This is a genomic window from Collinsella sp. AM15-2 (assembly GCF_003471985.1).
Classification (GTDB): domain Bacteria; phylum Actinomycetota; class Coriobacteriia; order Coriobacteriales; family Coriobacteriaceae; genus Collinsella.
On sequence record NZ_QRKO01000002.1, the window covers coordinates 90666 to 105929 of the forward strand.

The 15264-nt window shown below is 58.9% G+C and carries 11 protein-coding genes; 7 read left to right on the plus strand and 4 right to left on the minus strand.

Features of this window, described 5'->3' with window-relative positions:
* The first annotated feature begins 27 nt into the window (after positions 1 to 27).
* From DW171_RS01520 to DW171_RS01540, 5 genes are read left to right on the plus strand one after another with little or no spacing between them, the layout of a single operon-like run.
* On the plus strand, positions 28 to 1527 hold the full coding sequence (locus DW171_RS01520; RefSeq protein ID WP_118256650.1) for a class I SAM-dependent DNA methyltransferase: 1500 nt from the start codon (positions 28 to 30) through the stop codon (positions 1525 to 1527).
* Positions 1517 to 3007: a class I SAM-dependent DNA methyltransferase gene (locus DW171_RS01525; RefSeq protein WP_118256651.1), complete on the plus strand. Its 1491-nt coding sequence runs from the start codon at positions 1517 to 1519 to the stop codon at positions 3005 to 3007. The genes DW171_RS01520 and DW171_RS01525 overlap by 11 nt, the downstream gene beginning before the upstream one ends.
* 1 nt (position 3008) lies before the next feature.
* Complete coding sequence (locus DW171_RS01530; RefSeq protein ID WP_199586795.1) at positions 3009 to 3548, plus strand: restriction endonuclease subunit S; 540 nt, start codon at positions 3009 to 3011, stop codon at positions 3546 to 3548.
* Positions 3545 to 4681: a restriction endonuclease subunit S gene (locus DW171_RS01535; protein WP_118256653.1), complete on the plus strand. Its 1137-nt coding sequence runs from the start codon at positions 3545 to 3547 to the stop codon at positions 4679 to 4681. Before DW171_RS01530 ends, DW171_RS01535 begins: the two co-directional genes overlap by 4 nt.
* On the plus strand, positions 4674 to 7586 hold the full coding sequence (locus DW171_RS01540; protein ID WP_118270246.1) for a type I restriction endonuclease subunit R: 2913 nt from the start codon (positions 4674 to 4676) through the stop codon (positions 7584 to 7586). Before DW171_RS01535 ends, DW171_RS01540 begins: the two co-directional genes overlap by 8 nt.
* A 224-nt stretch (positions 7587 to 7810) precedes the next feature.
* Here DW171_RS01540 and DW171_RS01545 read toward each other — a convergent pair whose 3' ends face one another.
* Positions 7811 to 8545, minus strand: coding sequence for a 3'-5' exonuclease (locus tag DW171_RS01545; RefSeq protein ID WP_118256655.1), 735 nt, complete (start codon positions 8543 to 8545; stop codon positions 7811 to 7813).
* A gap of 258 nt (positions 8546 to 8803) precedes the next feature.
* Between DW171_RS01545 and DW171_RS10375 the strand changes: the two genes are divergently transcribed.
* Positions 8804 to 8929, plus strand: coding sequence for a hypothetical protein (locus tag DW171_RS10375; RefSeq protein WP_255413317.1), 126 nt, complete (start codon positions 8804 to 8806; stop codon positions 8927 to 8929).
* Between the two features lie 139 nt (positions 8930 to 9068).
* On the opposite strand, the gene DW171_RS01555 is transcribed toward DW171_RS10375, so the two are convergent.
* Positions 9069 to 9680 carry a DUF4143 domain-containing protein gene (locus DW171_RS01555; protein ID WP_233539067.1) on the minus strand — a complete coding sequence of 204 codons (612 nt, stop codon included), beginning with the start codon at positions 9678 to 9680 and terminating at the stop codon, positions 9069 to 9071.
* Positions 9681 to 10521: 841 nt separating this feature from the next.
* Here DW171_RS01555 and DW171_RS01560 point away from each other — a divergent pair.
* On the plus strand, positions 10522 to 11520 hold the full coding sequence (locus DW171_RS01560; RefSeq protein ID WP_118270247.1) for a hypothetical protein: 999 nt from the start codon (positions 10522 to 10524) through the stop codon (positions 11518 to 11520).
* 469 nt (positions 11521 to 11989) lie between these two features.
* Here the strand turns inward: DW171_RS01560 and xdh are convergent, their stop codons facing one another.
* Both xdh and DW171_RS01575 read right to left on the minus strand, forming a co-directional pair.
* Positions 11990 to 14767 (minus strand): selenium-dependent xanthine dehydrogenase, encoded by a 2778-nt coding sequence (gene xdh, locus DW171_RS01570; protein WP_118270249.1) that lies wholly within the window; start codon positions 14765 to 14767, stop codon positions 11990 to 11992.
* 12 nt (positions 14768 to 14779) lie between these two features.
* Positions 14780 to 15259, minus strand: a complete 480-nt coding sequence (locus tag DW171_RS01575) for a 4Fe-4S binding protein (RefSeq protein WP_118270250.1) — start codon at positions 15257 to 15259, stop codon at positions 14780 to 14782.
* Positions 15260 to 15264 lie beyond the last annotated feature (5 nt).

Consider the following 15264-nt stretch of genomic DNA (forward strand, 5'->3'; position numbering starts at 1 on the left):
TGTATTTTTAAGCTCATAGGTACCTGAATGACTGAAGAACCGATAAGTAAATCCGAGCTGGGAAACCACTTACTCGGAGCCTGCGATATCCTGCGTGGCCCCATCAACCAGGACGAGTACAAGAGCTACATCACGCCGTTGCTCTTCTTCAAGCGCATCTCAGACGTCTACGACGAGGAGGCCGCCGAGGCTCTAGAGATGTCGGGCGGAGACGAAGACTACGCCGCCCTGCCTGAAAACCACAGCTTCGCGGTGCCGGACGGCTGCCATTGGCAGGATGTGCGCAACACCGGCGCGAACGTCGGCAAAGCAATCGTTGACGCCATGGTGGGTATCGAGCGCGCTAACCCCGATACCCTCAGCGGCCTCTTCAGCAGCTTCGACGACGCGAGCTGGACGGACAAGGGCAAGCTCTCCGACGAACGCCTGAAAGACCTCATCGAGCATTTCTCTGCAAAGAAGTTCGGCAACAGTAGCTATAACGCCGACATGATGGGCGACGCCTACGAGTACCTGATCAAGAAGTTCGCCGACATGCAGAAGAAGAACGCCGGCGAGTTCTACACCCCGAGGGAGATCGTGAAGATGATGGTCTCCCTGCTCGAGCCAAAGCCCGGAGAGACCGTCTATGACCCCGCATGCGGCACGGGCGGCATGCTCATCGAGGCAGTACGTCAGATGGACAACTCGAGGCTCGCCTACGGCAAGCTCTACGGCCAGGAGAAGAACCTAAGCACGTCTGCCATAGCACGCATGAACCTCTACCTCCACGGTGCGAAGGACTTTCGCATCACCCAGGGGGACACCCTGCGCGACCCCGCCTTCCTTGCCGGGAATGCCCTCAGGACATTCGACTGCGTCCTCGCCAATCCGCCCTTCTCCCTTAAGAACTGGGGATCCGCAGAGTTCTCCTCGGACCCGTGGGGCCGCAACATCTGGGGCGTCCCCACGGACAAGTCGGCGGACTTCGCATGGGTGCAGCATATGGTCTGCTCCATGGACGAGAAGAGCGGTCGCTGCGCTGTAGTGCTGCCCCAGGGCGCACTGTTCCACGGCGGCAAGGAGGGCACCATCCGCAAGGAGTTGCTCAAGTCGGACAAGGTCGAGGCAGTGATCTCGCTCGCGAGCGGCGTCTTCTACAGCACCGGTGTCTCCGCCTGTGTGCTGTTTCTCAGAAACGAAAAACCCGCCGAGCACCAAGGGCGTGTCTGCATCATCGACGGCAGCAAGATCTTCACTGCTCAGCGCGCGCAGAACGTGATCTCGGAAGAGAATGCGCAGGAGATGCTCTCCCTCTATCGCTCCTACGAGCCCGTCGTCGAAAAATGCGCCATAGCAACGCTCGCTGACATCGAACGCGAGGGATACGTGCTCTCGGCGAACAACTACGTCGAAAGAAAACGCGAGAAGGTCGAGCCGCCGACGGAGACAAGAAAACGCTTCTACGACCTCCTCCAGCAAACGAAGGAATCCGAGGAGAGGCTCCTCGATCTGCTAACGAAGGGAGGCTATGTCGATGGAGAGTAGAATCCCCCAGGAAGAGCTAAACAACCATCTATGGAACGCGGCCGTTCTGCTACGCACCTACATCGATGCCGGGTCGTACAAGCAGTACATCTTCCCGCTGCTGTTCTTCAAGCGTCTCTCCGACGTCTACGACGAGGAGACCGCCGAAGCGTTGGAAGCCTCCGGCGGAGATGCGGAGTTCGCAGCCCTTCCCGAGAACCACAGCTTCGCAATCCCGGACGGCGCCCACTGGTGCGATATCCGTGAGGCAACGGAAAACGTCGGTAAGGCGATCGTAGGCGCCTTCCGCGTCATCGAGACGGCCAACGGCTCCAAGCTGCGTGGCATCTTCGGCGACGCCGCCTGGACTAACAAGAAACGACTTCCCGACCGCCTGCTCAAGGACCTCATCGAGCACTTCAGCGCTATAACGCTCTCCATCGCCAATTGTCCCGAGGACGAACTCGGTCAGGGCTACGAGTACCTCATCAAGAAGTTCGCAGACGACTCAGGGCACACGGCACAGGAGTTCTACACCAACCGCACGGTCGTCCATCTGATGACCGAGATCCTCCAACCCAAACCGGGCGAGTCCATCTACGACCCCACCTGCGGCAGCGCCGGCATGCTCATCTCCTCCATCGCCCACCTCAAACAGCACGGAGAGGAATGGCGTAACGTTCACGCCTACGGACAGGAGATCAACCAGCTATCCTCCGCCATCGGACGCATGAACCTATTCCTGCACGGCGTCGAGGACTTCGAGATTGCAAACGACGACACGCTGCGGCACCCAGCCTTCCTCGAGGCGGGAAAGCTACGCACCTTCGATATGGTGCTCGCTAATCCTCCCTATTCGATCAAGCAATGGGACCGCGAGGCGTTCGCGTCGGACCCCTACGGCCGCAACTTCCTCGGCACCCCGCCGCAGGGGCGGGCCGACTATGCCTTCATACAGCATATCCTCAAGAGCATGGACCCGAGGAGTGGAAGGTGCGCCATCCTTCTTCCCCATGGCGTACTCTTCCGCAACGAGGAATCGGAGATGCGCGAAAGGCTCGTGAGAAGCGATCTCGTTGAGGCGGTCATCGGACTCGGCGCAAACCTCTTCTTCAACTCGCCCATGGAGGCCTGCATCCTCATCTGCCGCAGCGAGAAAGCGCCGAATCGAAGCAAGAAAATACTGTTCGTAGACGCCTCTGCCGAGGTAACCCGCAAGAACGCGCAAAGCTACCTTGAGCCTCAACACATCAAGAGAATCGTCGATGCCTACCGATCTGACGAGGACATCGAAGGTTTCTCATCCCACGCATCGTTTAGTGAGCTCGAGGACAACGCTTTCTCGCTCTCCATCCCTCTGTACGTGAAGCCCGCCAATGATGAAAATGCTGACGATAGAAGCATCGAGGAGACGGTAGAAAGCTGGAGAGCCGCCTCCACAGAGGCCGCGTCCCTGCTCGATAATATTGCTGCGAAATTGCATGAAAACGATGGTGAGTAACATGACCCACGTTTGCCTGGGCGATGTGGCCCGCGAAATAAAACAGAAGGTCCCTGCGGGGCAAGAGCTGCCGACGGTCGGCCTTGAGCATCTAGACCCCGGCGAGGTCGAACTCGCCCACTGGGACGAAGGTGTCAGGACCACCTTCACTAAGGCTTTCTCAAAGGGGCAGGTGCTATTCGGGCGTCGTAGGGCCTACCTACGTAAAGCAGCCGTCGCCCCATTCGACGGAATCTGCTCCGGAGACATCACCGTCATCGCCCCCAAGGACAACCTCTCTCCGAGACTGCTCCCGTTCATCATCCAGAATGACGCCCTATTCGAGCACGCCGTCACCAATTCGGCAGGCTCCCTCTCGCCAAGAGTCAAGTGGCAGAGCCTTTCGCAATTTGAGTTCGAGCTCCCCAACATCGCTAAGCAAGAAGAACTTGCCGACATACTCTGGACCGCACAAGAAACGCGGTCTCACTACAGGCAGCTGCTTACAGCCTGCGATGACGTCGTCAAATCACAATTTAGCTGCTGGGGGTGCGCGGCATGACAAGGTATAGATTCGACCAGATAGCCGAGAACAGCACCGCCAAGAAAAAACCCGAGGAAAGCGATCGCAACCGGTACGTTGGACTGGAGCACCTTGATCCGGGCACTCTTGAGGTGACCCGCTGGGGCGCCGAGGTTACTCCCAAGGGCGACAAACTGCTCATGAAGAAAGGCGATGTCCTGTTCGGCCGCCGAAGGGCCTATCAGAAGAAGGTCGGCATAGCACCCTTCGATGGCATCTTCTCGGCTCACGGGATGGTGCTGCGCCCGAAGGCCGATGTCGTCGATCCGATGTTCTTCCCGTTTTTCATCAGCTCCGACATGTTCCTTGACGAGGCAATACGGGTCTCCGTCGGCTCTCTTTCGCCGACGGCAAACTGGAAAGATCTCCGGACCTTGGAATTTGACTTGCCCTCGCCGGGAAAACAACGCGAGCTTGCCGGCATCCTCTCGGAAGCCGAGAGCCTCAAGGGGCATTATCGTAAGCTGCTCACGACCTGCGACGACGTCGTCAAATCACAATTTGTCGAAATTTTTTCCAAGAAAGAGTTTCCGCTGATTCCCCTCTCGCAAGCATGCACGAAAATTACTGATGGCACCCATAAAACGCCCCAATATCAAGAAGCTGGAATTGCATTCATTTCTGCGAAGAATGTCACATCAGATGGCAAGCTAGATTTCAGCGACATCAAGCATATAAGCACGGATGAATATGAGTCCATTCAAAACCGTTGTGAAACCCAAATCGGCGATGTGCTTCTTACAAAAAGTGGATCACTTGGTATGCCGGCTATTGTCGATGTCGATTTTCCAATCGGTCTATTCGAAAGTCTCGCTGTCCTCAAATACCGTCGCGACATTCTTGATGGAGTATTCCTACGAGAACAACTAAAAAGCGCAAGAGTGCAGGACCAATTTACAGGCGGCGTTAAGGGGATTGCTGTAAAACACCTCCATCTAAACGTAATTGGAAGGACGAGCATTATAGTTCCCCCGCTCGAACTCCAGGAGGAGTTCACCGACTTCGTGCTTCAGGTCGACAAATCGAAATTTGCCGTACAAAAGGCCCTCGATGAGCTAAACGCCACGACGAAGAAAATCTTGAACCAGGAGTTAGGACTCGGAGATGTTTAACGAGGACAACACCATCGAGCAAATGAGCGTCGAGGCGCTTGCCAGCCTTGGCTGGAGATACGTTGCTGCCGAAGACCTCCCGCGCCGCCATGCCGACGTCATGGTCGAGCCCATGGTCAAGGACGCCCTCATCAGGCTTAACCCGGAGATCGCAGAAGACCCCGATCGCGCCGACGAGATCATCTACCGACTCAGGGCCCTCATTCAGTCCACAAGTCCGCAGAACCTGGTCTCCACCAACGAGCGGTTCAAAAAGCTCGTCATCGAGGAGAACTCATTCCCCTACGGCAAAGACGGCCGCATGGTCCCCATCCGCTTCTTTGGCACGGCGGCGGACGGCGATCTTGACAAAAACGAGTACATCGTCACCAACCAGTGGGTCTACCCCCAGGAGCAGGGCGGCAAGCGCCTCGACCTCGTCCTTCTTGTCAATGGATTTCCGCTCGTCATCGGCGAGTTCAAGACGCCGGTGCGCGATTCGATAACCTGGCTCGACGGCGCTGGCGACATCGCTAAATATGAGAAGAGCATCCCGCAGATGTTCGTCTGTAGCGCCATCAACTTCGCCAGCGAAGGAAAATGCTATCGCTACGGGTCGGTGAACATGCCTCCCGAGATGTGGGGACCCTGGCATGAGGGCGACAAGAAGAGCGAGGGCACACTTGCCGACGTCAAGAGAAGCATGGCGTCCATGCTAACCCCCACGAACGTCATGGACATCTTCCAGTTCTTCACGCTCTTCGCCACCGACAAGAAGCATCGACGCATCAAGCTGATCTGTCGTTACCAACAGTTCGAGGGCGCGAACCTCATCGTGGACCGCGTCCGCGCAGGATACCCGAAGCGTGGCCTCATTTGGCATTTCCAGGGCTCAGGAAAGTCACTGCTCATGGTATTCGCTGCCCAGAAGCTGCGCATGGTCCCCGAACTCAAGAACCCGACCGTCGTCATCGTGGATGACCGAATCGACCTCGAGACCCAGATCACGGGGACCTTCAACGCATCCGACATCCCCAACCTCGCAAGCGCCGGCAGCAAGGAGGAGCTTGAGTCCTTCTTCAAGCAGGACATGAGAAAGATCCTCATCACCACCATCTTCAAATTCAGCGAGGTTGCGGGGACGCTCAACGAGCGCGAGAACATCATCCTCATGGTCGACGAGGCGCACCGCACCCAAGAGGGCGACCTCGGCGAGAAGATGCGACTCGCCTTGCCAAACGCCTTCTTCTTCGGCTTGACCGGCACGCCCATCAACCGAACCGACAAGAACACGTTCCACACCTTCGGCGCCAAAGAGGACAAGTCCGGCTACATGAGCCGCTATTCCTTCGCCGACTCCATCCGCGACCACGCCACATTGCCGCTCCATTTTGAAACCGTTCCCGTCGAGCTCCACGTCAACCAAGAGGTCGTGAACGCCGCCTTTGACGAAATGACCCGAGACCTCAGCAAAGAGGACAAGGCGGAACTCACCAGGCGCGTCAAGATCGAGTCCGTCATGAAGGCCCCCGACCGCATCCACAAGGTATGCGAGCACATCGCCAGGCACTTCAAGTCAAAGGTTGAGCCCGACGGCTTCAAGGCGCAGGTAGTCTGCTACGACCGAGAGTGCTGCCTGCTGTATAAGGAGGAGCTCGACAAGCTCTTGGGCACTGACGCAGTCACCATCGTCATGGACACGAACAACGACAAGGAAGACCGCTACAAGGCATACCGTCGAGATCGCGATGCCGAGGAAAAGCTCCTTGACCGTTTCCGCGACCCGGACGATCCGCTCAAGATTCTCATCGTCACTGCAAAGCTGCTCACGGGGTTCGATGCGCCCATCCTGCAAACTCAGTACCTTGACAAGCCCTTGCGCGACCACACGCTGTTGCAGGCAATCTGTCGAACCAACCGCGTCTACAACGACAAGAAGACATTCGGTCTCATTGTCGACTATATCGGCCTCTTCGACAACGTCGCCAAGTCTCTGCACTTCGACGAGGCCGAGGTGCAGAAGGTTATAACCAACATCGACGAGGTAAAGGCCGAGCTACCCGGGCTTATGCATTGCTGTCTTGAGTACTTCTCAACGGTCAGAGACCGCCGCAGCGCGGATTGGGAGTCACTTCTCGAAGCTCAACAATGCCTGCCAACGACAAAGGTGAAAGACCAGTTTGGGGCCGACTTCTCGGTCTTGAACAGAGCGTGGGAAGCCCTTTCGCCCGACCCATGTCTCAATCCCTACAAGCCCGATTTCATCTGGCTCTCGCAGGTCTACGATTCCGTGAGACCGGTAGACAATCGCGGGAAGCTCATCTGGGCAGCGCTCGGGCCCAAGACAATCGAGCTCGTGCACGAGAACATCACCGTCGAGAGAGTCCGAGACGATGACGACATCCTTGAACTCGACGAGGACATGATCGAGCACTTCATCAACGACAAGAGCAATACCGAGAAGATCACGCGTAAGCTGGAGATAGATCTCGTCGCCCGAATCCGCAGGCACGATAAGAATGGCAAGTTCCAGAAGCTCGGCGAGCGCCTGGAGGACCTGAGGGAACGTCACGAGCAAGGTCTCATCAACAGCGTCGAGTTCCTCAAGATGCTCATCGACCTCGCCAGAGAGGCTCGAGCGGCCGAAAAGGAAGTCGTGCCCGAAGAAGAGGAGGACAAGGGCAAGGCGGCCCTCACAGAACTCTTCAATGGTGTAAAGAATGGGGACACGCCAATCATCGTCGAAAACATCGTCGGCGACATCGACGAAATCGTTAAGATCACCCGATTCGACGGTTGGCAGGCAACCACAGCAGGCGTCAAAGAAGTCAAGAAGCAGCTACGCGCCATTCTTTGGATGCGCTACAAGCTCAAAGACCAGGCTCTTTTTGATAAGGCGTATTCGTATATTGAACTCTACTATTAGGCAACAGAAGACAGGTCTCTAGGGACGCTCCGCATCAACCATTTCATCGGATGCGGAGCGTCCCAATTTGAACGAGCGACGTCTTGCGACGGGTGAACACTGCAACCCCAATGGCCCGCTAACCCTTTCATAATCTGGTGGTTAAGTCTTCACTAGAAGCCATCCACACTTTGTAGTTAATTGATTCCTTCTTCGCAGGCGAAAACGACAATGATGTCCGCCCCCTACCTTCCCTCCGCCTTCAGCTTTAGCAGCAGGTCGCCCAGCTCGGGGCACCTGCTGGAAAGGCGCGTCTGGGCTCGCTCGCCCATCCCCCACCGCTGGCGGATCTCCTGGGCGTGCGGGCTCACACGGTAGTCCCCGTCCATCATCTGCTTGAGCAGCTTGGCGGTTACGCGCGCATCGGCAAGGGCGCTGTGGGCGTGGCCCGTCGACTCGTCAAAATCGATGCCAAACCACGCTGCCGCGTCACTCAAAGAGACGCGCCCGTGGCTGCCCACGTCCATGATCGAGGTGTAAAACGCCTGCAGGTCGGCCCAGTCCGCAGGAAATGCGGAAAGATCGATGTGCTTTGCCTGGCACTCGGTCAAAAGCTGTCGACGGTCCGCCCCGCTCCAACAGACCACCTGGGCGGAGTAGCGACCGATCCAATCGCTGAGCCTTTTGATCACCATGTAGAGCGGATCGGCCATCGCGGTGTCCACGGCCGATATCCCCGTAAGCTCGCGAACGGGGAACGCAACGCCTTCGGCATATTCCGTCTGCACAAACTGCGAGAACTCGCCCATCACGTTGCCGCGGTTATCGAGCTTAACCGCGCCGACCTCGATAATCTCGTTGCGCAACCCGCGGCGCTGGCGCTGCCTTGACACCGGCGCAAACTCGAAGTCGAGCACAATCTGACGCGCAAAGTTCGTCGTATCGATAGCCGAGATACACGGCGTCTTTTTGTCTGGCACGGTGAGGGCCTTTCTCCGTCAACTGCCGCCTGTTTCACAGGCAGCTACATTGCCGTAAGGATAAGTGTCCGTGCGGACATGAAATCGCACAGTGCAGCTTTCCGACATCCTTGCGTAAGGCTGCGCTTTGAAATGGTCACGTCGTTGTTATTATCGAACATATATTCGTATTTATGGCTGCAGTTTGATAGACTGGTTATTGTTGACGGCAGTTCCATGTGCCGGGCAGCGCCCTCCATGCGACGGGAGGTGATGCCCATGACCGATCTGACTGATTTCGTGAAGCTCCTGACCGCTTTGGTCTCGCTCCTCACGGCGCTTATCGGACTTACCGAGGCACTCAAGCAGCGTACGAAGCATAAAAAGAGGGGTCGACGCCGCTAAGGCGATGACCCCTTAATCCAAGCAACGGCGCTGCCCAGCTCTTCACTACTTGGGCTGCCGTCGACCTTATTTTACCCACGGGCGCCGGGTTTACCAAATGGATTTTCGGTAAAGGAAGCACGGCACGCCCGCAAAACCGCTACGCCCCAAGTGCCGCCATGGGGATCACCGCCACGCCGTCGTCGCGTGTGTAGGCAATGCTCCCCTTTCCAACCACGACCGCCAAAAACGCCGGCGCGGCATTCTGGGCGGCAGGATTGGAGAGCACTTTCCTCTCCAGCGCCTTGAGATTTCTCGCTCCATCGTCTGCTTTCGCATCACTCAGCTTGACCTCGATAGCTCCCCAGCGCCCGTCGTGCTCAACGATCAGATCGACCTCAAGGCCCTTCTCATCTCGGAAATAATGGACACTGTTGTCGACACCGCCGTAGGTGGAAAGGAACACGCGCACGTCGCGCAGAACGAGGTCCTCAAAGAGCATCCCCAGCGTTTGCATATCGCCAAGCAGCCGCTCAGGGGTAGCCCCCAGCAACGCCGCCGCAAATGACGGGTCGCAGAAGTAGCGCTTGGGGCGCACGCGAACGCGAGCCTTCGAGCGCATGGGCGGCTCCCATCCGCACAGGTCCTCGATCAGCTTGAGCCTGTTGAAGAGATCCAGGTGCGCAGCGATGGTCCTCTCGTCGGGGCCCGCCTCACCGTACGAGGCGTCCTTTATGAGCGTCTTGTACGTGACAGCCTGGCTCTCGTTCATGGCAAGAGCTCGCAAAAGGCCGTGTGCAAGCTCGGGCGATCATGCGATATACGAAATTACGCCATTCTCAATGCGGATTTTACGCTACTTCCAATGTAGTTTTTACGCCGTTGCGGATGTAGTTTTTACGCTATGTTCATTGAAGGTTTTACGCTTGGCATCCTTAGCGCGACGCTCGCTCAACCCCTGACCACCGGATTGCCCGAATTCCGGGATGCTGCCTCCGCTCCAAACAAAAGGCCCAGCTCGCGATGAGCTGCCTCCCATTTCTTGAACATTAGAAATGGGAGACTTTCCACCCCATGCCTCTATCGGAAACGGCATCCCGTCCTGAGCATCGAATCCGGGACGTAGTTTCCGCATGCGGCTTCGTTAGGAAAGCATGTTCCACTCTGAGCGCTCATTCCGGGGTGCAATTTCCGCCAGAGACACCGCCGGGAAAGCACATCCCGGTTTGGAGCCGAAATCTGGGATGTAGTTTCCGCTTGAAGGGCGATCCGGAAAGCACATCCCATTCCGAGTGACAATTCCGGGTCACAGTTTCCGCAGATACAAGGCGACAGGCCGCTGCCCTTATCACATGCCTTCAAATATGCGATCCAGAAACACAAAACAGCAGATAGAATGCTCTTTTTCAAAAAAGCACACGTCCCTAAACTTACCAAGGTTTCATATCTAGCTACCGTTCACGGTCGCCGATTACCGCCCACCGATTCGAATGTAAAAATGTCGCCGAAAACAGGTCATCTGCCTGCATGGTTAGATTTTGGTCAGCTTTTGGTCAGCTGAGCGGCAAGTTCCAGCTGATACGTTTTTGCTACCCAAAAGGAGGCGGTAGCTCATGACCCATTGCAATGACCAACTCATCGACCAACTGCTCACTCAAGCCGAACAAGAGGGGCGTTGTCTGATTCCCCCAAGCGCGGCGATCCGAAAAGCGCTCCTTCGGCGCATCGGCAGCGCGATCGTCTCGCCCATGCCGGGACTGTTCGCACGCAAAATGCGCTGGGATGAACTCAACCGGGCACAGCGTCATTGTGAGACTATTCGCGCCCTTGCGATCATCCACCCCGATTGGACGTTCTGCTCGTTTTCGGCCGCCTGTCTGCTGGGGCTCGAGGTCTCGTGGCGACACCTGAACGTCGTGCATGTTTGCAGCTCGACAAAACTATCGGCTCGCCCGGGCGCGCATATTCAGCGGCATCAGATCGAGCCGGCCGGAGCAATCCGTCTATCCAGCACATCGGTAACGCCGCCCATCCAAACGGTCACAGATTGTCTGCTGCAAACTGGCTTTGCCGACGGCATGCCCATTGCCGATTCGGCGATCTCAAAACTCGGCCTTACGCGGGAACAGCTGATGGAGGCCGTTGAGCAACGAGCGACTGCCCGCAATGGTCGCGCGATTCGCACCGCCCTCACAACGCTTCGATATGCCGACGCCCGCGCCGAGAGCGGCGGGGAATCGGTCGCCCGAGCCGTCATGATCGAGACGGGCTTTGCGCCCGACTGGCTTCAATACGAGTTGACGGACCCCTTCAATTCGGCCAAGCCCATACGAACGGACTTTGCCTGGGAGCGCCAGGCGCGGGAACTCACGCTGGGCGAACTCGACGGGCTCATCAAATATACCGACCAGACCATGCTGGCCGGACGCACCACCGCCGAGGCGCTCGTTGCCGAACGACAGCGCGAGGCGCATCTATCGCTCTACGGTCACCCTCTGCTGCGCTTTACCATGAACGAGGTCCACTCGGCAGGAATGCTCGCCAAAAAGCTGCAGACGGCAGGCATCCGGCAGACCGCTCTGCCGGCATGGCTCAACGAGGTGGAGTTGTAGGAGCTGCTGAGCTTATGCCCGTCTGCCTGCCAAACCGGGACACGCTTTCCGGTTGGCAGTACCCGCGGAAACCATGTCCCAGACTGAGTGCTCAAAATGGGACATGGTTTCCCGACGAAGCTCCTTGCGGAAAGCGTGTCCCAGAATGAAGACTCGGAATGGGATGCAATTTCCGCCTGAAGGCGATTCGGAAAGCGCATCCCATTCTGAGCATCGATTCCGGGTCGCAGTTTCCGGTTGAGGGCCGTTCCGGAAAGTGTGTCCCATTCCAGGCGCGGATTCCGGGATGCGCTTTCCGTTTGAAGCTCCAACCGGAAAGCGCGTCCCATTCTGAGCGCCAATTCCGGGACGCAGTTTCCGCTCCAAACAAAAGGCCCCGGCTCGCGATGGAGCCGGGGCCAAAGGCGCAGCATATGCAGTTGATGCTGAGCATGGACGGCTCGTTAGTAATGGCCGTTCGCGCTCCACCCTACCCGCGGTGACGGGCGCGGCTGTACGGCGTATCCACCATGGGCAGATCCGGACGCAGCTTGCCGTCAAACGCGCGGTAGGCATTCTGCACGGCGGGCGCCGTGGGGATCGTTGCAATCTCGCCGATGCCCTTGCCACCATATGCCACGGGCAGCAGCTCGTCCTTCTCCACGTAGATGGCGTGGATATCCGGAATCTCGGGCGCACGGAACAGCCCGAGCGTGCCGTACCTTGCCTGGGGTACGCAGTCCTTGAGCGGCCAATCCTCGGTAAGCGCATAGCCCATACCCATGAGCACGCCGCCTTCGATCTGACCCTGGATGGAGATGGGATTGACCACCTTGCCGGAATCGTGCGCGGCATAGACCTCGCTCACGCGGCCGTCATCATCCAAAATGACCACATGCGTGGCAAAGCCGTAGCAGATGTGGCTCTTGGGGTTGGGAACGTCGGCGCCCAGCTTGTCGGTCGGCTCCAGGTACACGTAGCCAAACTCGCATCCCTCGAGCGCCTTGATGGCGGCCGTGGGATCCTGAGGATGCATGCCCTGGCCGGCGACGAGTTCCTGCGTGCGCAGCTGATAGGCGCGACCGTCGTCGTACTCGATCTTGACGCCGTCGCCATGCGCACTCACGGGAGTATCGGGTGCAGGCTTGCCGGCCTCGATGTCAAGCATGGCATCGCGCAGCAGGAAGGCGGCACCGCGCACAGCCTCGCCAGTCACGACCGTCTGACGCGAGCCAGACGTGGTGCCGGAGTCGGGAGCGTTCTCGGTAGAGCACTCGCCGTTAGCGATGCAGCTCAGCGGCAGACCGCACGCCTCGGCAACGTCCTGCAAAAAGACGGTGTTGCAGCCCTGGCCGATGTCGGACGTGGCGGCATAGACCACGGCCACGCCGTCCTCGACGCGAATCTTGCAGCGGCCGGCATCGGGCAGGCCCACACCCACGCCGGCGTTCTTCATGGCGCAGGCGATACCGGCGTGCCCGGGATGCGCATAATAGGCGTCCTTGACCTCGAGCAGCGTCTCCTTCAGCGCCGTGGAGCAATCGGCGATCTGGCCGTTGGGCAAAACCTCGCCCGGCTCGATGGCGTTACGGTAGCGGATCTCCCACGGGTCCAGGCCGACCTTCTCTGCCAGCAAGTCGATCAAGCTCTCGAGCGCAAACTCGGACTGACAGACGCCAAAGCCGCGGTACGCGCCGGCGGGCGGGTTGTTGGTGTAGTAGCCAAAACCGCGAATGTCGGTGTTCTGGTACTTGTAGGGGCCAACGGCATGCGTGCAGGCGCGCTCGAGCACCGGGCCGCACAGCGACGCGTAGGCGCCGGTGTCAAAGTTGATCTCGCAGTCCAGGCCGGTAAAGTTGCCCTCGGCGTCGCAGCCCAGCGTAAAGGTGCCGTCCATGGCATGACGCTTGGGATGGAACGCAAGCGACTCAGCGCGCGTGAGCTTGCACTTCACAGGACGCTGGAGCTTATAGGCAGCAAGCGCGGCCAGGTGTTGGATGGACACGTCCTCCTTGCCGCCAAAGCCACCACCCACGAGCATGGTCTCGACGACCACGCGCTCGGGCTCGTTGTCCCAGCCAAACATGTGGGCACACTCTTTGCGCGTGTCGTAGGCACCCTGGTCGGTCGACTGCACCTTGACGCCGTTCTTGTACGGGAAGGCAACGGCGCACTCGGGCTCCAAGAAGGCATGCTCGGTAAAGGGCGTGGTAAAGCGCTGCGTCACGGTGAACGCGCTCTCTGCCAGCGCCTTGGCGGCGTCGCCGCGCGTCACGTGACGGCTCTGGCACACGTTGTCCTTGAGCTCCACCGTGTTGCCAAAGGCAAAGAAACTGTCGTGCAGGCGCGGGGCGTCGGCAGCCCTGGCCTCGACAATGTTACGCACGGGCTCCAGCGGCTCGTAATCGATCTTTACGAGCTTCTTGGCCTTCTCGAGCGTCGCCTCGTCCTCGGCTACCACCAGCACAATGGCATCGCCCACGCAGCGGGTGATATCGCCCGCCGCGATCATGACGTCCCAATCCTGGATAAGGTGGCCGACCTGGTTGACCGGCACATCCTCGGCGCGCAGGATGCCCACCACACCGGGCAGGGCCTCGGCCTTGGAGGTGTCGATGGAAAGCACACGGGCGCGCGGATACTTGGAGCGCACGGCGCTGGCATAGGTCAGGTCCGGCTGATCGAGCTCGTCGATGTCATCGGGGTACTTGCCCTCGCCGAGCACCTTCTTGCGCACGTCGATACGGAAGGCGCGCTTGCCCACGCCGTAGTCGTCGCCGCGCTCCAGGTCCTCGTCGATCTGCTTTTCGCCGCGGAGCACCGCAGCGGCCAGCGAAATGCCCTCAATAATCTTCTTGTAGCCGGTGCAGCGGCAGACGTTGCCGCGGATGGCGTACTTGATCTGCTCCTCGGTGGGCTCGGGGTCCTCGGCGATCAGCGCCGCGCCTGCCATGACCATACCGGGGATGCAAAAACCGCACTGCACGGCGCCCACGGCGCCAAAGGCGTACACAAAGGCCTCGCGCACGTCCTCGGGCAGGCCCTCGACAGTCACGATGTTGCGGCCGGCGGCAAGGGCGGTGGTCAGCACGCAGGCCTTGACGGCCGCACCGTCCACATGAATGGTGCAGGTGCCGCAAGCACCCTCGGAGCAGCCGTCCTTGGCGGAATGGATGTGCAGGTCGTCGCGCAGGTAGCGCAGCAGCGGTTTGTTTTGGGTCGTCGTGTGCTCGACGCCGTTAACGGTAAAAGTGAATTCCTGTGCCATGGTGATTCCCTTCTACACGCCGGCGGCGATGCCGGTGCGGTCGTGGATGGCGCCATGCGGGCAAACGACGGCGCACATGCCGCACGACAGGCAGTCCGCACCGTCGATGTGGGCACAGTTGTCCTCGATGCGGATAGCGCCGGCAGGGCATTTTTTGGCGCACATGCCGCAACCGATGCAGCTCGTGTCGCAAATCTTGCGGGCGATGGCGCCCTTATCGGTGTTGTTGCAGCGCACCAGGATGTTCTGGTAGCCGGGAACAAAGGCAATCACGCGCTGCGGGCACGCCATGCCGCACAGGCCACAGCCCGTGCACTTGGAGCGGTCCACGCGGGCGATGCCATCAATCAGTGCAATGGCGCCGTGGGGACAGGCCGTGACACAGGTGCCACAGCCAATGCAGCCTTCGCTGCAGCGGGCGTCGCCGCCTGCGGAGGCGCAACCGCTTCCGCAGGCAACGTAGGCCACGTTATGTTGAATGGATTTGGCCATAAGAG